General features: G+C 64.8%; 14 protein-coding genes and 6 pseudogenes. 7 read left to right on the forward strand and 13 right to left on the reverse strand.

What is annotated here, in order from left to right:
• Positions 1 to 1,922 precede the first annotated feature (1,922 nt).
• The 3 genes from GNX96_RS41500 to GNX96_RS41510 all read left to right on the forward strand — a co-directional run bounded on the left by GNX96_RS41500 (position 1,923) and on the right by GNX96_RS41510 (position 4,679).
• Positions 1,923 to 2,810 (forward strand): DUF2637 domain-containing protein, encoded by an 888-nt coding sequence (locus tag GNX96_RS41500; protein WP_279582889.1) that lies wholly within the window; start codon positions 1,923 to 1,925, stop codon positions 2,808 to 2,810.
• A 616-nt stretch (positions 2,811 to 3,426) separates the two neighbouring features.
• Positions 3,427 to 4,353, forward strand: coding sequence for a replication-relaxation family protein (locus GNX96_RS41505; RefSeq protein ID WP_163573073.1), 927 nt, complete (start codon positions 3,427 to 3,429; stop codon positions 4,351 to 4,353).
• The gene (locus GNX96_RS41510) at positions 4,350 to 4,679 is read left to right on the forward strand and encodes a hypothetical protein (protein ID WP_163573074.1); all 330 of its coding nucleotides are present in this window, start codon (positions 4,350 to 4,352) and stop codon (positions 4,677 to 4,679) included. Before GNX96_RS41505 ends, GNX96_RS41510 begins: the two co-directional genes overlap by 4 nt.
• Before the next feature lie 65 nt (positions 4,680 to 4,744).
• Here GNX96_RS41510 and GNX96_RS41515 read toward each other — a convergent pair whose 3' ends face one another.
• The 8 genes and pseudogenes from GNX96_RS41515 to GNX96_RS41545 form a co-directional block, all read right to left on the reverse strand.
• Positions 4,745 to 5,872 (reverse strand): hypothetical protein, encoded by a 1,128-nt coding sequence (locus GNX96_RS41515; RefSeq protein ID WP_163573075.1) that lies wholly within the window; start codon positions 5,870 to 5,872, stop codon positions 4,745 to 4,747.
• 955 nt (positions 5,873 to 6,827) lie between these two features.
• Positions 6,828 to 7,211, reverse strand: coding sequence for a hypothetical protein (locus GNX96_RS41520; RefSeq protein ID WP_163573076.1), 384 nt, complete (start codon positions 7,209 to 7,211; stop codon positions 6,828 to 6,830).
• Positions 7,205 to 7,741, reverse strand: a complete 537-nt coding sequence (locus tag GNX96_RS41525) for a hypothetical protein (RefSeq protein ID WP_163573077.1) — start codon at positions 7,739 to 7,741, stop codon at positions 7,205 to 7,207. Before GNX96_RS41525 ends, GNX96_RS41520 begins: the two co-directional genes overlap by 7 nt.
• An 82-nt stretch (positions 7,742 to 7,823) precedes the next feature.
• Positions 7,824 to 7,994, reverse strand: coding sequence for a hypothetical protein (locus GNX96_RS59220; protein WP_279582890.1), 171 nt, complete (start codon positions 7,992 to 7,994; stop codon positions 7,824 to 7,826).
• Between the two features lie 302 nt (positions 7,995 to 8,296).
• Positions 8,297 to 8,554, reverse strand: a pseudogene (locus GNX96_RS66285) (hypothetical protein); the annotation flags it as partial.
• Positions 8,555 to 8,574: 20 nt separating this feature from the next.
• Positions 8,575 to 8,994, reverse strand: a pseudogene (locus tag GNX96_RS66290) (recombinase family protein); the annotation flags it as partial.
• Positions 8,945 to 9,076 (reverse strand): annotated as a pseudogene (locus tag GNX96_RS66295) (hypothetical protein); the annotation flags it as partial. The pseudogenes GNX96_RS66295 and GNX96_RS66290, both read right to left, overlap by 50 nt.
• Before the next feature lie 22 nt (positions 9,077 to 9,098).
• Complete coding sequence (locus GNX96_RS41545) at positions 9,099 to 9,317, reverse strand: hypothetical protein (protein ID WP_279582891.1); 219 nt, start codon at positions 9,315 to 9,317, stop codon at positions 9,099 to 9,101.
• A gap of 278 nt (positions 9,318 to 9,595) precedes the next feature.
• Between GNX96_RS41545 and ilvA the strand changes: the two are divergent.
• Positions 9,596 to 10,817 (forward strand): annotated as a pseudogene (ilvA, locus tag GNX96_RS41550) (threonine ammonia-lyase).
• Positions 10,818 to 10,859: 42 nt separating this feature from the next.
• On the opposite strand, the gene GNX96_RS41555 reads toward ilvA, so the two are convergent.
• Entirely contained in the window at positions 10,860 to 11,012 is a 153-nt protein-coding gene (locus GNX96_RS41555; RefSeq protein WP_163573082.1) for a hypothetical protein, read from the reverse strand.
• 179 nt (positions 11,013 to 11,191) lie between these two features.
• Here GNX96_RS41555 and GNX96_RS41560 point away from each other — a divergent pair, with 179 nt between their 5' ends.
• The 3 genes and pseudogenes from GNX96_RS41560 (at position 11,192) to GNX96_RS41570 (ending at position 12,936) form a co-directional block, all read left to right on the forward strand.
• Entirely contained in the window at positions 11,192 to 11,521 is a 330-nt protein-coding gene (locus GNX96_RS41560) for a hypothetical protein (protein WP_163573083.1), read from the forward strand.
• Positions 11,518 to 12,339, forward strand: coding sequence for a sensor histidine kinase (locus GNX96_RS41565; RefSeq protein ID WP_163573084.1), 822 nt, complete (start codon positions 11,518 to 11,520; stop codon positions 12,337 to 12,339). Before GNX96_RS41560 ends, GNX96_RS41565 begins: the two co-directional genes overlap by 4 nt.
• Positions 12,311 to 12,936, forward strand: a pseudogene (locus GNX96_RS41570) (response regulator). The gene GNX96_RS41565 and the pseudogene GNX96_RS41570 overlap by 29 nt, the downstream one beginning before the upstream one ends.
• Here GNX96_RS41570 and GNX96_RS41575 read toward each other — a convergent pair.
• The 4 genes and pseudogenes from GNX96_RS41575 to GNX96_RS41590 form a co-directional block, all read right to left on the reverse strand.
• Positions 12,845 to 15,001: a beta galactosidase jelly roll domain-containing protein gene (locus GNX96_RS41575; protein ID WP_279582892.1), complete on the reverse strand. Its 2,157-nt coding sequence runs from the start codon at positions 14,999 to 15,001 to the stop codon at positions 12,845 to 12,847. The pseudogene GNX96_RS41570 and the gene GNX96_RS41575 sit on opposite strands and share 92 nt — an antisense overlap.
• A 169-nt stretch (positions 15,002 to 15,170) precedes the next feature.
• Positions 15,171 to 15,470: pseudogene (locus GNX96_RS66300) on the reverse strand (hypothetical protein); the annotation flags it as partial.
• Entirely contained in the window at positions 15,353 to 16,492 is a 1,140-nt protein-coding gene (locus GNX96_RS41585) for a beta-galactosidase (protein ID WP_163573087.1), read from the reverse strand. The pseudogene GNX96_RS66300 and the gene GNX96_RS41585, both read right to left, overlap by 118 nt.
• Positions 16,482 to 17,171: a beta-galactosidase gene (locus tag GNX96_RS41590; protein ID WP_279582894.1), complete on the reverse strand. Its 690-nt coding sequence runs from the start codon at positions 17,169 to 17,171 to the stop codon at positions 16,482 to 16,484. The genes GNX96_RS41585 and GNX96_RS41590 overlap by 11 nt, the downstream gene beginning before the upstream one ends.
• Between the last annotated feature and the right edge of the window lie 85 nt (positions 17,172 to 17,256).

The raw sequence follows: 17,256 nt of genomic DNA on the forward strand, positions 1-17,256 counted from the left end.
GAGCGGGGCAACCGGAAGCAGTTTTCGGAGATGAATGTTCGGTTTTCCGAATTTTTGAGGCATTTGTATAAGTGGAGGCCGCACACGGGTCGCTGACGCGGCGTTCGTCGCGCAGAACGCCGCCCGCTCGTGAATGCCGGCGTGTCGCCCAATACCGTCGCTTCGTTCAAGGCTCAGAACCCAGACGTCAAGCGGTTACGGACGTGGGACGGGAGCGATGAGGGCCGCTACGGGCCGCTGTAGGCCCTTCAGAACGCACATCACAGCAGGGCTGAGCGGGTAAGTGAAATCCCATGGAAAGGCGGTCGCCTTAGCGCTCTGCGCGGCCTGTGTCCGCCAGAGAAGGTGACCAGTAGGGTTTTCGGTCTGTACGCCGCCGTCGGCGGTTGTGTTCGCGCAGCTCATGGCCATGCCGGGGGGCAGCGGTCTCCCCGGCGTTCTAGTCGCTGGGTGATCGCGGGGCACACCGCTGGGCAGAGCGCTGATCTGATTGCCGTTCCCCGGTTTGTGGCGTTGACGCGAGAAGCGGTGAAGACAGCTCTGGCCAGCTGAATCAGCCCGTACCGGAGTCGCTCACCGGCAGGCTCCGTGACTGGCTCAACGGGTGGCTTGTGGGGTGGGTCCAGACAGAGCCCCGTGGGCCATGGCGTTGCCGCAGGTCAGATGGGTCGCATAGTCCGGATGGGCGTGGCTGACTGATCTACGACCACGCTGGCCAGAGAAACTTGCTGCCGGCTGCGAACGTGGTTCCAAGGAGCTGGTCATCCATCGCAACGGTGGAGTGCACCTGTGTCGCACTCTGCATCGTCGCGCCGGCCGCGACCTGCGGTGTTGCCGATATGTCGCCGATTGCGTCGCGCGGTCGTGGATCCGTAGCGGGTCGCCCGTGGCGCGGTGACCAGGGGAGCTACCCGCTGCCTATGCCCTGGCTACCCGCGTCCTTACCGCCATTGACCTCGCGCGACGGTCACCAGATCTCCTCCACAGGCAACCTGTGACGCGAGTGTCTGAATTGGCCACGAACGCCGCTATTAGATAACGAGCGGAACCCCGTTTGCGGCAACGTGGCCAGCACCAGATCCTGACACCCGGTTGCCCCCGCGCGAAAAGGTGACCATCTCGAAAGGAGTACACGAACAGTCCAACCCGTGACCCGCGAAAACAGCGAAAACGGCTTCCTGCAGCAGCGTGCGGCATTGCGGCTCTCTCCCGCCGACTGCGCAGCGACTATTTCGTCAACCTATTAGCCCAAGGTTGCCCAGCCGGTTTATCGGCTCGCGTTCGGTAGCGGTCGCCGGAGAGAAAATTAATGTGTCGGTCGGGCCGTTCGGATGACCGCTTTCCATGCCTCCGAAACGGTAACCCAAACGGTGACGGTCGCGAGAGGTCGCGAATGAGAGAAACCGCAGGTCAGACCCTGAACACATCATGGACGTCCAGGTGTTCGTCGAATGCGGGTATTTGCCGCCGCGAACGGGGTGTTCGCGTGCGTGTTCATGATGTGTTCAAGCGAAAATTCATGCGTTCGGGTCCTTGCCAATGACTGTTTTCTGGTTCACCGTTGACGCCAATCCACCCCTTTGTGTTCCCCGTCGCCGCGCGGGGAATTCCGTGCACGGTGGAGACCACGAACACCGCACTACGCCATCGGCGGACGCGCTGAGGGAATTCCTCTCGAAGCGCGTCCACCACACATGTGACCTCGGCCGCGTCCGGGCGGCCTTGGCATGTCGTACCACCACAAGGAGGAGCGCCATGAACAGCCCTGCAACAAGCACCACGGGTCACCACAACCGCATCGCGATCGACCGGCCCGCGCCGGTCGGTGGACGCGCGCCGCACCGCAGCACCCTCGCCGGGTTTCTCGCGGGACCCCGGCGCGCCAGGAGGGCGGTGAGCAGTCCTGTCGACCGACCCTAGCCATGACCCGCCCAAGGTCCCCGCCCCGCGCCGACCCGTCTCCCCGAACGCGCAAGCGCCGCAGTCCCCGCTGCGTACCAGGGTCCGTTGCGCGAACGGCCGCGCCGACCCACACGGCAGCCCTATCGGTCTCGCCACGGCACCAACCAGGACCACTCCCGCCAGGTCCGGGACGGTGGGCTGCGTTCCTCGCGGCGTGCTTGTCACTTCGTGGGGTCGTAGCGTTGCTGCTGTCCGGTACGGCCACTGCCACGTTCGCGGTGACATACGAGCACATCGTCACGTTCGCCGTCCAGCACGGCCAGAGTGACTGGACGGCGCTGGTGTACCCGTTTTTCATCGACGGCTTCGAAGTCATCGTCACGCTGTACTTGTTCTACTGCAAACGCGACGGGCAGGCCACGAACGTGCTGGCCTGGACGTTCCTGGTCGTGATCGTCCTCGTCAGCGTCGCAGTGAACTGGCTGTCCAGCCCGAAAGCCGACGACACGCTCTCACACCTGTTCGCCGCACTGCCCGCGATCGCCCTGCTGGGCGAAATCAAAATCATGGCCACCCTGCTCGGCCACAAACCCACCACCCCACCAGCGGAACGGCCACGCGGGCCGATAGTGAGCCCGATCCCGCCGTACGCGCGCTGCTGCCGGCGCGCGCGGGCCGCCCGGGACCAGCTCGCCACCGCCGGTCACAAACTCACCCGGCAAAACCTGGCAGACCAGATTCGCCGCAACGGGCAACCCGTGTCCAACGAACGGGCCTGCGAGCTCCTCAAAATCCTCACCCAACCCACCCACGCATGGGCGAACCCGCTCACCCACCTACCCGGCCTCCACAAGCTCCGCCACCGCGGACAGACCGGCAGCCAAGACAGCGGCGGGAGGCGGTCGTAATGTTGATGCCCGGCACCTCCAGCGGCGGTCTGCGACCAGCCGCCGCACACCCCGCCATCCTCGGACTCTTCGGCCCGGTGCCCGCTGCCGCTCGTCCGTCAGTCACCCACATGTCCCCGATGGGGACATCTGCCGTTGGGCCGATCACGGTCGGCGCGGCTGGCCCGGCGGGTGGATCGGCGGGTGGCCCGGCGACCAGCCGGCGGCCAGGACCCGCCGCCCCACCCGCCGACGGAAACACCTTGATACGCCCAGGTCAGAGCCATGATGGGCCGGCCGTGAGTAGTGCCCGACAGAATCCAATAGATTCTCTCTCCAAGGAAGTACACAACAAAACAAAAACAACACCACCGCTGCTCAACAGCCTCAACAGCCAGCTCCTGCTCCCACACCACAGTCAGCTCCACGACGTGACAGTGACGGTGCCAGCGGGCAGCAGCCCGTCGGACAGCCTCTGCGCTCGTCACTGTCGGCGCGATCGCAGCCGACAGGACGGCGCAGCGACGGAGGAAGACGCAACCGGCAGCGCGATGATGGGCACAGATCGGCGCGACGAGGGAGCCGTGAGCGGGCCGATCGTGATCCTGAGGCGTTCGGTGCGCTGTGGGCGCGGCTGATGCCGCGCGATCACCGCATCCTGGGTCTGCTGGCTCTGCACCGAGTGCTCACGATCGACCAGCTGGCCCGGCTGGATTTCACCTCCGCTCGGCGTGCGCAAGCGCGGCTGCTGGAACTGGTCAAGCTGGAACTGGTCTGGCGGGCACGTCCGCCGCTCTCTGGCGGCGGCACGTATCCCACCCGATTCACCCTCGGATACCGCGGCGCGTGCCTCATGACCGCGCAACTGGGCGACAAGCCACCCCGGCGAGCCGCGTACAAACACCGCAACGACGGCATGCTGCTCTCACCCAAGCTGCGTCACCTGCTGGGCATCAACGATTTCTTCACCGACCTAGCCGGCTACCACCGGGACCACCCCGACCTGACTGGCCCCGGCGGGCAACCCGGCGGCCTAACGCTGTGGATGCCCGAACGTACTGCCATCGGACAGGTCCAGGCTCTGACGAGCGAGATGTACGCCCGGATCAAACCCGACGCCTACGGCTGCTTCGAAGCCGAGGGCCGCGCGGTGCGGTTCATGCTGGAGCACGACACCGGCACCGAACCCATCGCCACCCTCGTGGACAAAGTTCTCACCTACTACGACCACGTCAACGCCTCCCGCGCGGGCATCGTGCTGTTCTGGCTGCCCAGCACCACCCGGGAAACCCACCTCAGAGCCGCACTGGATCGTCAACGGCACCACATCGAGGTCGCCACAGCCGCCCGCGACCACGGCCATCCAGACGGCCCCGCAGGACCGATCTGGGCCGTCCACCAATCCACCGGCACTGAATACGACGGCAGCCTCTTTCGGGCGCGCCTGCACCAGCTCCCCGAGCACGGACCCGACGCGCACCATCACCCCGACCTCGGCCTTCCGTTCCACCAAGCCGCCGTCACCAACACCGCCGTGATGCTGTCTCCGTGGGGTGAGCCATGACCAACCCCCACGCCACACCAGCAGAAACACCCAACGACCCGCCGCAGGCCGGCAACAGCGACGCTGACTGCCCACGATCGCAGGACCCGTGCGCGACCAAGCCGCCGCACATACCTCGACCGAGAAACCCGATTCCCCGCAGGGCCAACAAGTCCCAGGCAGCAACACCCAGAAAGCCGATCCCGAGCCCAGAGGAATGGGCGCGCGAACAGGTAAAAAACGCCCCGCCTCGGTCGCTGGAATGGGCACGAGGGGTCGCGCGCATCTACGGCCTCACCCTCGACAACGACATGGAGACCGAATCCGGCACCGACTCGGACACCTGACCAGCCCGGAAAGAAGCCCGGGGCCGAGATTGTTTTGAAGGCAAGCTCACACGTTCAAGGAAGCGCTAGCGTACCGCATCCGGCGCGCGCTGCAATATAACGCCTCTGTCACGGATGAACGACCCTGCCAGTCCGCTGCGGCGCGGATGAGTCAAGGAAGGAGGTTGTCTCTTCCTTATCTTGTTGCTGGTGCCGAGTTGGATCACGTCGGCGACCGTGTCAGCTCTCAGCAGGACCGGGACCCCGTGGAAAAGACTCGCCATTGAATCTCTCCAGCGTGCTCGAAATGGCCCCGATCGGAGGATCCCAAACGGGCTTGTTGGTGTGGGCGTCACAGGCTCTTTGAGGTACTCGCGGCGGGCACATTCGTTCTTGTAGTCTTCTGCAAGAAGGTCGGCTCGGCGACTCGCGCCGGTACAATCGTATTCGAATGCGGCAACCACACTCTCCACGAAACTCTGCGCCATCATAAGGCGATCAGTAAGTCTGATGGTCTTCCAAAATGGAAGGTTCGGCCACTCTGCCACCTCAGGATCAATGCCGACCCTCGGATTGATCTCGGCGGCAAATCCGTCTCGCCACGGAGAAATAGTAATCCTCGCCAGATCGGCTCTTCCATTAATGAGCAGACGTTGCCCCCATTGCAGTTTCACCTCACAGCCCTGCGGCACCGAGACAACTGGCTCCATCTCGGCTAAATATGTCGTGCTGATCGTCAACCGCCGATGCCGATCAATACGCGCCAGCTCATTTATCACGGCAATGACACTAGCTCCTGAAGTGTTGTTGAATGGCTGCATCTTCAAGAGCATGTCCCGGTGCGGCTCATCCAAATGCTTCAGACGGTGGATGTTGTTGTTCCATGCCTTCGGTGTGTCGTATGCGGGGAACTGAAGTATGCCCTCATCTGGAGGCGGCAAGCGGCCCGTGACGTGTGCACAGGCCGCCCACACTGTGTAGTCAAGGCATGCACGCAAGTTGTATAGCCATTCACCCAGCTCGAGAGCGAAAGCGACCGGAATAGGGCGGCTCTGGCAAGCTTGCAGGATATGCACACCGTCACCTTGGTGTTCGAATGTGAAATCGAATGGACTGGTGTCGATGTACTCATTCCAGACTTCGACTAAGCTGTAGCGATGTTTGTCGGCACGATCGAGCCGATCCCAACATGCCGCAAACGGAACGTTCCCCATCCCATAATCATCGCCAATGTGCTCGCCGGATAGAAGGGCCAAAGGGCACCTGCGCCTCAACCGAGCGGCCGATCTATGGCTGGGCATAGTGACAAATCGCGGACGCGGACGCGGACACCTGCCTCACCAGTGAAGAGGTACCTGGCTTACGTGGCTGACAACACCCTCGACCATGTGGGCAGGAGGCGCCAGGCGAGGGTGATGCTGTGGGGCATATTGAGTTTCACCCTTTGCTAGGACGCCTGGTGCAGCGATGACACTTAGCAGCCCGACTGGAATTGATCTGAAATCGCCGCAGATCTGGGGTACGAGTTCCCCCCAGGTTGGGATCAGATGTGGGTACAAACCGAGGGCTGTACCCAATCATGCAGCAACAACGCGCTCCTGGCCGATATATTCGCAGGTCAGCGTAGACTCTCCGTGGGAGCGAAGAGTCCGACGAATATATCTTCTTTCTCCTTATCTTGGAGGTGTGTTTTCTACGGCTGCTCGCGACGTACTTCGTTCTACTCCGTCGATCACCTTTCGTGACCGGTCATCATGAGTGGCTGTACGATCACCAGATCCTGACCACATCAATGTCCATCTTGATGATCGTGTGTCCGGGTCTCGAGCCGCCTCTTTGTTTGCGCGTCCTCCTGTGTGCGGTTCGCGCGTCGCCGCTGGTTTCGTTTCGTCGCCTCTGCCGCCCGTTAACGAGGGTGGTTTGCTTCTGACATGGAACATCTGCTGCCGTCTAGTGCTCGGTGTTTTGGAAACTTCCCGTTTTTGTTCAACGTGAGGGGTCTGCGATGGCAGCAGGTGCAGGTTTGCTTGCTCAGTGGCCTTCTGCACTTCCACCTGCGATCGCGGTCAGGCGTGTATCGGGTTGTGCCGGAGCCGGGACAGGCCGTTTGAGGGCCGCCCCAAATGCTTCTGGAGTCTGTGTAGTGCTTGGGCAGCGTTTTGTCCTTGTTCAGGGACAACCGCAGGCAGCACACGTCACAATGCGCCATCGAGCCGCACGCTCCTTTCGTCCGACGTACCGGTTGTGGTGGACCGCATGTGCGCGCAGGCCGCCGTTGAGCCCGACCTGAAGGGCGTTCGGTGGCGGCGGGCCATCGTGCGCCAGAATCCGCGTGCGTCGGCGGTACTGCCCGGTCGTGTACCAACTGAAGCCGTCGCTGGGTCGACCACCCGCAGCCAAAGCAGCATCGACGAGCAAGCCACCGATTCCGTACCCGTCGTACGGCGGGTAGGTCTCTACCTTGCAGACCAGCCCGCGCTGACAGATAGCGCAGGACTCGAAACCGATCTTGCCGATGGCGTCCCCGTGCAGGTTGGCGACAACGATCAGCATGTCGTCAGCACGACGTGCGTGCTCGAACGTGAGGGCGCGTCGGAGCTGGTGGCGTCGCCACCACCAGACTGGATTGAGGCGGCGCCGTTTGCGCAGCCACCGCCAGTTACGAGCCCACTGCCGCGGTCGATCCCAGAGGGTCGACGACGCCGCCGGGGTCGAGCGTTGGTGTATCTGCCGAAGCAGACGCTCGCGCGCTTGCGGGAGCTGGTATCCGCCCCGGCTGTCCGCACTCGCGCGGCGCCCAGCTCGGCAAGGTAGGCGCCCCAGACATCGCCATGATGTGGTGGACAACCGGCGGCCGTGTCCTGGTCAGCTCGCTCTCGACACTGGGCAGCTGCGGCGGCGAGCCGATCAGGATCTGCCTCCAGCTCCTCCACGATCAAATCGACATAGTCGTTGATCAACGCCTGCTGGTCGGCACCGGCCTGCTCGGGCGGATGCTCGTCATCCAGGCAACAGTTCAGGGCGTACGTCCACACCCGAAAGGCGTCATCGCCGCCCGCGTTACTCCCACCTGGTTCGCCCACAATCCTGACGTTACGTCAGCAGTACGACACTTTCCGCGCATTCTGGAGGTTGCGGAAACGCACGATCGACATCCGGCTTGGGTTAGGAGCCGCCGTCGGTTTGGTGCCAGATCAATTGGATCTGGTCAGGATGGAACGCGACGCCCTTGTTGGCGGGCAGCAGGATGACGGCGGTGAGGCTCTTGGCGACGGCGGCTTGTTTCTCCTCCATGGTGAATTCGGGCGTATCCCATCGGGCCTCCAGATCGGCCACAATGCTGCGGCGCGCGCGTCCTGTTCCCGGGAGTAGGCGCGCAGTTCGGCTTTCAGCTCCGCTTCATCGATTTCCATCCGATCCAGAGACGAGAAGTAACGAGACGCGTCGCGGTATTCACCGGCCTCGTACCGGCGGGTGGCTTCCTTGATCCGGCCCTGCAACGCCTTCAACTCGGCCGTGCGGGGCCACGGCGGCAGGTCCTGCACCCGTCGCATCGCGTTCCGGCGGTGGTCGGCGATCACGGCCGCTTTCACGAACATGTCGATGTCCTCGGCCTTCCGGGACACCCCACCGCAGCCACCCTGACCACTGGACGGGCACCGATAAATCGCCACCAGCGACCCATCGGCACGGCGCCGGGTCGAACCGATGACCCGCGCCTGACACTTCCCACACCGAATAAACGGCGACAGCAAGTAGATAGTGCGGTACCCGCGCCCTTTGGCGCGCAACCGGGATCGCGTGGCCGGGCGTCGAACGGCGGTGGCGGGTTGGCCGTCGTCGCCCGTATCGTCGTCGTCGTCGCGTCTTTGTCGGTGGCGGTCTCCGGACGCCACAGGCGCACGATCTCGTCGTAGTCCTCATCGCTCATCATGGGCTGCCACTCGCCACGGACATAGCTGCCATCCTCGTTGCGCAGCACCGCGCCGCGGTACTTCACCCGTCCACACATCCGGGGCGCCAGATACATCGCCGCCACCGTGGACGCGCGCCACTGTTTCCCCGTCGCGGTCAGGATCTGCTTGGCGTTCCATTCCTTGGCCAACGTCAACGCGGTCACCCCAGCCTTGATCCGAGGCAACTCCTCCTGGAGGATTTTCGCCTCGCGTTTGCGGAGCCGGATCTGATCCTTGCGCCAGCCGAACGGTCGGGTGCCCCCCGTGTTTGCCGCCCTTCCAGGCCGCGTGCCGCTTGCCGTCCGTGACCCGCCGGGAAGTGTTCCGGGACTCGGTGTTGCGCTGGTCCACCAGCCGCCGCGCCGCCGAGATACCGACATCGGTGGTCAGATCCATGTTCCCGGTCATCGACGCCACGTGCACGCCGTAGTACTCCACAACGTCGACCAGATCCTCGAGCATCCGAGGATCACGAAACGCCCTGTCACCATCGGTCACCGCCAACGCGTTTCGCCTCGCCGCGCCGCAGATCCGTCAAAATCGCGTCCCACTTCGGACGCTTGACCTCCCACCCGTACGTGCCATCCGGGAGCAACTTGCGGGTCTTCTTCGTCGCCGAGACCGCGTTCTCCGGCACCTCACGAAAAATCGTCCCGCCGATGTCTTTCACGAATTTCCGCAGGTCAGTAAGCTGGTTGACCACCTGCTCCTCACGGTCAGTGGACTCCCGAGCGGACAAGATCCACCGCAACTGCGACGGATCAACCGTCAGCTCTGTCCGACCACCTGACCGCATCAATCTCGATGTCGTCATACATCCATAGTGCACTAAAACCGCAGTCGCTACAGCGCGAAAATGTCGTACCCCCTGTATGAATTGGCCGCCACCAAGGTTCAGCGCAGCGCACGCATCGCGTCGATGCGGACAAACGCCGGGGGGGGCGGGCGGGCGGTGGTCGTTCGTTCTGAGACGATCGGCGGATGGGTGCTGAAGAGCTGGTCACGCTGGCGGATATCCAGGCGGCGCAGAAGCTGCTGTCCGGGATCGTGCGGGTGACTCCGCTGGACGAGTCGCCACCGCTGGCCGCGCGGCTCGGCGGGCCGGTTTACCTCAAATGCGAGAACAAACAGCGCACCGGTTCGTTCAAGATCCGCGGTGCGTACACGCGGATAGCGCGCCTCAGCGAGGCCGACCGGGCCCGGGGCGTGGTCGCCGCGAGCGCTGGCAACCATGCGCAGGGAGTGGCGCTGGCCGCGCAGCTGCTGGGCATCAAGTCGACGGTCTTCATGCCAACCACCGCGGCGTTGCCGAAGATCGCCGCGACCAAGGGCTACGGCGCGTCCGTACGGCTGCGTGGCCTGACCGTCGACGACGCGCTGGTGGCTGCGTCCCGGTTCGCCGCCGACACCGGCGCGATCCTCGTTCACCCGTTCAACCACCCGGACATCGTCGCTGGTCAGGGCACCACTGGGTTGGAGATCCTGGAGGCCTGCCCGGAGGTCGCGACCATCGTGGTGGCCACTGGCGGCGGCGGTTTGCTGTCCGGCATCGCCGCCGCGGTCAAGGCCATCAGCCCGCACGTACGTGTCGTGGGCGTGCAGGCCGAGGGCGCGGCGGCCTTCCCCGACTCGCTGGCCGCCGGCCAGCCGGTCGCGCTGGCCGCCATGACCACCATCGCGGACGGGATCGCCGTCGGCCGTCCTGGCGAGGTGACGTTGGCGCACGTACGCGACCTCGTCGATGACGTCGTGACGGTCTCCGACGAGGACATCACACGCGCGCTTTTGTTGCTGCTTGAGCGGTCCAAAGCAGGTTGTCGAGCCGGCCGGCGCGGCGGCGGTGGCAGCGCTGATGGCCGAGCCGCACCGTTTCACCCCACCGGTGGTCGCGGTGCTCTCCGGCGGCAACATCGACCCGTTGTTGCTGCTTCGGGTCATCGAGCACGGCATGGCCGCGGCCGGTCGCTACCTCTCCTTCACGGTCCAGTTCGACGACCGGCCCGGCTCGCTCGCCGCGCTGCTCACGCTGGTCGGCGAAGAAGGCGCGAACGTCCTCGACGTCTCACACCTGCGTGCTGACCCACACCTGCACCTTGGCGAGGTGGACGTGGAGCTCCGGGTCGAGACGAAGGGCACCGACCACTCCGCCCAGCTGCTCACCGCGCTCAGCGCCGGCGGCTACCGCGTACAGCTGCCGTCATAGTGGTCTGCCTGTGATTTGGCCGGCCAAATCACAGGCAGACCACTAGCTTCGGTGCTGGGTCCAGATGAGGCCGCGCAGGATCCAGCCGCCGCCGACGACCAGGGCGCCGATGAGGCTGACCAGGCCGAGGTTAGGCCCGTGCAGGAGGGCGTAAATGGCGACGAGAATTCCGTAGAGAACGGTGACGCCGGTCATTATCCGTGTGAACAGTTGTGAGGTCATGGCTCATTAGCGTGGGCCGCTCGGCGGTTGGCCGGCAGTCGCCGACCGGTGGGACGGTTTCTCCAACGACAGTTGGATAGCCAACCGGCCGTTGGGTCGGTCATGCTGTGGTGGTGAATGCGCCGGCCGGGGAACGGCACGAGTGGAAACGGGTGGCGCGCGGATGGTATCTCGCGTACGGGGTGCTCGCGGCGATCACCGGCGCGCTGTTTTTCGTTGACGACACTGTGAGTCCGGCGCAACGGTGGGGTGGTCTCGTCGTCCTTGTGGCGCTCTGTTGTTGGTACGCCGCGATAGGCACCAAGTTGATGCACGGTGGCGGGCACGGCCGTGGGCTGCTCTATGTTTCGCTGGCGCTTCCGCTCACCGTTGGTTTGTACGCCATAGTGCCTTTCGGTGCGGTGATGTTATGCATGCTCTACCCGCACATCTGGTCCATGCTCCGGCTGCGGCAGGCGCTTGCCGCCACTGTCGCGGCGTGATCGCCACTGCCCTCGCGATGGTGCGCTGGACCGGGTTTTCGGTCGATGTCCTGGTCGTCGCGATCGCCGGAATGCTGGTGGCGCCGGTTCTGGGATTCTGGATCGGCCGGATTATCGAGCAAAGCAAGCGCAGGGCCGAGTTGATCGCCGAGCTCGCGGCGACCCGCGCGGAGCTCGCCGAGCTGAGCCGGCGGGCCGGCGCGATGGCTGAGCGGGAGCGGCTGGCCCGGGAGATCCACGACACGCTCGCGCAGGGATTTACCAGTGTCCTGCTGCTTTTGGAGGCTCTCGAGACCGAACTTGGCAAGGACGATAGGGCAGCTTTGGGGCATCTGCACAATGCCCGCAAGACGGCCCAGGAAAACCTGGCCGAAGCGCGGGCAATGGTGGCCGCGAGCGGCCCACCGCATTTGCGCGACGCGTCGCTGCCGGACGCATTGCGTCAGCTGGTGGACCGCATTGGTCCGGAGTTGGCGGTCGAGTCACGGCTGGTCGTCACCGGCGAACCCCGCCCGCTCGCGACCAGCGGGGAAGTGGTGCTCTTGCGGGCAACTCAGGAGGCGCTGGCCAACGTTCGCAAGCACGCCAAGGCAAAACACGTCGACGTGGTGTTGGCGTACGAATCAGCGGAGGTGGTCCTGCGGATCGCCGACGATGGCTGTGGTTTTGATCCAGTCCGAGCTACCGGTTTCGGGCTCGTGAGCATGCGGGAAAGAGTGGCCCAGGTGGGGGCGGAGAAATGCACGTTGACGCTGTCGCCGGCACCGTCGTACGAGTGGCGCTTCCACTATGACCGTGCGGGTGATTCTCGTCGATGACCATCCGATCGTACGGGCCGGACTGCGGGCGGTGCTGTCCAGCGAACCCGACATCGAGGTGCTCGCCGAATGCGGCTCGGGCGAGGAGGCGGTCTGGTCCGCGGCCCAGTGCCGGCCGGATGTGGTGCTGATGGATTTACGGTTGCCGGGCCTGGATGGGGTGGCCGCGACCGAGAGCAAATTGTGGCCGCTGGCCACGGATCCGTGCTCGTCCTGACCACTTACGACACGGACGGCGACATCGCCCGCGCGGTCGCCGCCGGTGCCACTGGCTATCTCCTCAAGGACGCGCCACGGCAGGATTTGGCCGCGGCGGTGAGAGCGACCGCCCGCGGTGAGACCGTGCTGGCCGCGCCGGTGGCGGCGAAACTGGTCAACCACGTCCGCGGTGGCATACAGCTGACACCTCGGGAGACCGAGGTGTTGCGCTGCATCGCCCGTGGCTTGTCCAATCCGGAGACCGGCCGGGAGCTTTTCATCAGCGAGGCAACGGTGAAAAGCCATGTCATGCGAATTTTCGAGAAGCTGTCGGTGAAAGACCGGACGGCCGCGGTGACGGTCGCGATCGCTCGCGGGATTCTCCCGGAGCCTCGTTAGGCAACTCCCATCGCGAAGATGTGCATGGCGGTGGAATGGCCGGCCGAGCCCGCACTGATCCCGGGCAGCGCCACCGCTCGACCCGTTTGGCCGGGTTGATCGGGACGGTGGTGGCGAAAATCCGTACGGTGTGGTCATAACGGCCGGTGGGGCTGTTGACATAAGGCATCGCGGCCACCGAGGTGTTCTCGGCGCCCGGATCGAACCAGAAATCATCAAGCCCGGCACTGAAAGTGTCTGTCGTGCCGTCGGTGTAGAAAACTGTGCCGGTGCCGCTCGGGCTGCCGGAGTTGCTGGCGCCGAGGAACCCCAGTGTCGATCCCTGTCCGCTGACCGCGATCAACTGTCCGTTGGAAGGGGCGTTGTCGGGCTGCCCTGGCGTGGCCGTCGGCCAGGTGAAATCGACTCCAGCGGCTCGTACGATCGCGCCCGGAGTCAGGCCAGCGGCGGCCAGCGCCTGCGCGGAGAAACTGTAGCCGGCGCCGTCGAAATCGCCGGTCGTGGGCTGGGCGTCATCGGAGATTCCCTTGTTGCTGAAGGCATCCGCGATCTTTGGGTACGGCACGGCGAAAGTCGCGGTGCCGGCGGTGCCGCCACCCAGGTCGGTAGCGGCGACTTGGTAGCTGCCCGCGGTGAGACCGGCCGGGACGTGCACTGTCCACTGTAGATCGGCGTGCCCGCCGGGCGGCAGCGCACTGACCGCGATCGGATCGGCCGGGCTGACCGTCCAGCCGTCTGGGGCGGCCAGCCTGACCTGGGTCGCCGCGGTCGAGGTGGCACCGGAGTTGGTGAGTTTTCCGTTCACCGTAAGGGTGTCGTTTCCGTGCAGCAGCTGCGTGGGGCTGGACAGCGCGAGATTGACCTGCGACGGCTGGGCGGGCGAGCCGTACGTGTGCTGGCTCCAGGACGGTGCTGGCACCTGCTTCACTGGTACGCCACCGGAATACGTGCCGTAGGGGACGAGTTTGACGGTGCCGAGGCCACCGCCGGCCGCGTCCGAGCCGGTGACGGCGATGGCGACTGTGTTGTGGCCGTTGGGGTTCAGGATGCCGGTCGGCAGGCTGAACATGTGCTGCGGGCCAAGGTCGTTGGCGTAGAGCCCGAGAAGCCAGCCATTGACGTAGATTTCGGCGCGGTAGCGATAGGTTGGTTGGTCGCTGATCTGCAGGCCGATCGGAACATCGGTGCCATGCGGCAGATTCAGGTCGAAGCTGGTGCGATACCAGCCGACCCCGGCCGGCAGCCCACGGCTCGACCAGCGATCGGGCAGGGTGGTGTTCTGCCAGCTGCTGTCCGGATAGCCGGGCAGGAACCAGCCGTGCCGGGCACCGTACAGACCGCCCGTGTTGAGCGGTCCACGGGCCGGGTCGACCGGGGTCTCGCCGCCGAGGTTGCCCTGGATTTTCCAGGTGACCGCGGTGGTCGCGCCGGTGAGCTGGCCGGTCCGCAGACCCCTTGGGTTTTGGAAAGACCCGCACGGCGCGCCGCATTCCTCGTGGCCGGCATTGTGGACGAGCACGGCTACCACGTTGCCCGCGCCGGTACGGGCAACCCCGGCCGGGAAAGTGAAAGTGTGGGAGCCGCTGGTCTGAGTGCCGAGTAGGGCGCCATTTAGCCACGCCGACCAACTGCCGGCCGGCGAGCCGCCCTGACCGTCCAGCGTGATGCCGGTTTCCTTGCCCGTACCGGTGAAATGGCCGCGATACCAGACATCACCGGAGTGGAATCCGTAGTCGTCCTGGTAAAGCACCGGCAGGCTGCCCGGTGCGTTCGGGTTGCCGGTGCTGGTGTGGTCGGCGGTGATCCAGCCGGAGTCGTCGAAACCCGGCTGCCGCTCGGCCGATTCGTAGCCGAACTTCCAGTTGGTCAACGCTGGCAACGAAAGGGGCGGGGGACCGGTGAGCCGGAAGGTGAGGCTGCCATCCTGGTGCCGGCTGGACCATACCGGACGCCCGTTCCAGGTCACTTGAGACACGTTTGCCGGCGCGAAAACCTGGGCATCGGTGGTCGCGCTGGTGTCGCCGGTCAGGGCCAGCACCGAGCCGTACGTCCGCGCCGATCGCACCAAATAGGGCGCCTGGGTGAGGACCAGCCCGGCCGTGGTCTGGTCCGGCCAGAAATTCAGCGCGGTGGTGGTGTCCGCCAGCAGCAGTTTTTACCGGCCGCCGACCGCCGCCGCTGACCTGCACTTCGGTCAGCCCCCGGTGGTGGTAGTTCAGCCGCAGGTCGCCGCGGGACGGATCCCAGCTGGCGGTGGCCTGTCCGGCCAGCACCTGGACCTGCGGCCGGCTCGGGTAGCGCAGCACGGTCTCGCCGTCCGAGCCCGGAACGCCATACAGCAACGCGATCCCCTCGCTGGCGGTGACGAGTTGTGAGGTGGAGTAGACCATCCGCTGATCGCCAAACGGATAGTTGGCTACCAACAGCTGTGAATCGCGGCCGCCGACCGTGATGCTCGTGCCAGGTTGTTGCGGCACGGTGGGGTAGAAGTCATTCGCGGTCGCATCGTACGCGTCGATGCCATCCACCGGCACGAAAGTGCCGGAAGAGGCGGAGTTTTTCGTACCGGTGGCACAACCTTGACGGTATGCGGCCCGGAAGAAAGCCCGCTCGCCCGGTAGAGCACCTGCTCATATTGTTTGTTTCCAGGGGCGTACGTGTCGATGGTCGCGGCTTTGGTGCCGTCCAGGTAGATTTCGGCGATGCCGCCGTTGCCGCTCTTGGCGCCTACCAATCGGATGGCGTTGGTCGTGAACGTCATCGACGCGCTGGCGCCGGCCGCGCTGGCGAAAGTCTCGGTGTCACCGAAATCGCCGGCCGTGTAGTCGACCGCCTTCGCGTGCGTCCACTCACCGGAGTACGTGATCGCCGGGCTCGGGTCGTCGTTGCTGATGGCGGTACGGCCGGCCAGATCCAGGGCGAGATGCGTCTTGCTGGTCGCCGTCGAGGTGGTGTCCGCATGCCGCAGGGTGAGGAGTTCGAAGGCGTTGTCGGGATTCGCCCGCCCGAGCACGGTGAGGTCGTTGGCGTCCGGCGGCGCGACCGCGAGCTGATCGGTTTTCGTCAGTGGGGTAGCTGCCCGCAAGAACTGCGCGATCAGCTTCTGCTGGTTGAATTTGGTGCCGATCTGCCGCGACTCGGTGATCGCCGATCCGTAGTCGTACGAGGAATAGACGCAGGTGCAGGGCAGGAAACCCCAACTGGTGCCGCCATACGTCATGTAGAAGTTCATCATCGTCGACCCGGCTGCGATGTTGTTGTCGTAGTAGACCTTTTCGAACTGGTCATTGGTCAGTTGCTGGCATTTGTCGTAGTCAGCGCCGCCCCAGGGATCGAAGGCGCCGCCCTGAAACTCAGGAAAGAACAGGGGACTGTTCGGGGTCACCCGATGGGTGCCCATTTCGTCTGGGACCTGGTTGGGCCAGACAGTGGGATTCGAGCAGTCGAAGCCGAGCGGATAGCGGTCGAAGCCGGGCAGTTGGGTCGCGCCCGTGCCGCTGACGTAGGCCGAATTATTGTTCCCAGTCAACGGAACGGTGATGCCGTCAGCGCGCATTTGGGCGGCCAGTGGCCATGTAGTTCTGCCCGTCGGCGGTGTCCGAGTCGTAGATCTCGTTTTCCACCTGCGTCGCGATCACCGAACCGGTGCCATTGGTGAGCTGGTGCCGAGCGATGATCGGATCGATATGGTTCAGCCACTCCTTGCCATACTGGAGATAGCGTGGATCAGATGTTCGGGGCGTGCCGGCCATCCGGGCCAGCCAGCCTGGGAACCCGCCGCCGTCGACTTCGGCGTTGATGTAGGGCCCTGGTCGCGCGATCACGTAAAGACCGGCGGCCGCCGCGTCGGCGAGAAATTCGTCGACGTTGCGTACGCCGGAAAAGTCGTAGACGCCCGGTGCGGGCGAGGCATAGCCCCAGTCGAAATACGCGGTGACAGCGGTGAAACCGGCCGCCTTCATCTTCTCCAGCACGTCCGGCCAGAGGCTGGGGCTGGGGAGCCGGAAGGGATGCACCTCGCCGCTGTAGAGAAACATCCGGCGGCCGTCGACGGACAGCGAATAATGATCCCAGGTCCCAGGTGACCGAATGCGTTTTTTTTGGTGCCGGCGCGGCGCTGGCCGGAATTTCCGCTCGTACGGCCGGTAAGAGAGCGAGTAACACCGCCAACACCACAGTGGCCACCAACGGCCGACGTCCGGATCTGGCCGTATGCTTGCCAGTGACGGGAGCAAAAAACGACAACATTGCGTACCTCCGAGACCATAGAGTCCCCGCGACGCCGTCGTTGGGCCGCGCCGAAATCGACCGGACAAGCCA

The organism is Fodinicola feengrottensis (assembly GCF_010993775.1).
Taxonomy (GTDB): Bacteria; Actinomycetota; Actinomycetes; order Mycobacteriales; family HKI-0501; genus Fodinicola; species Fodinicola feengrottensis.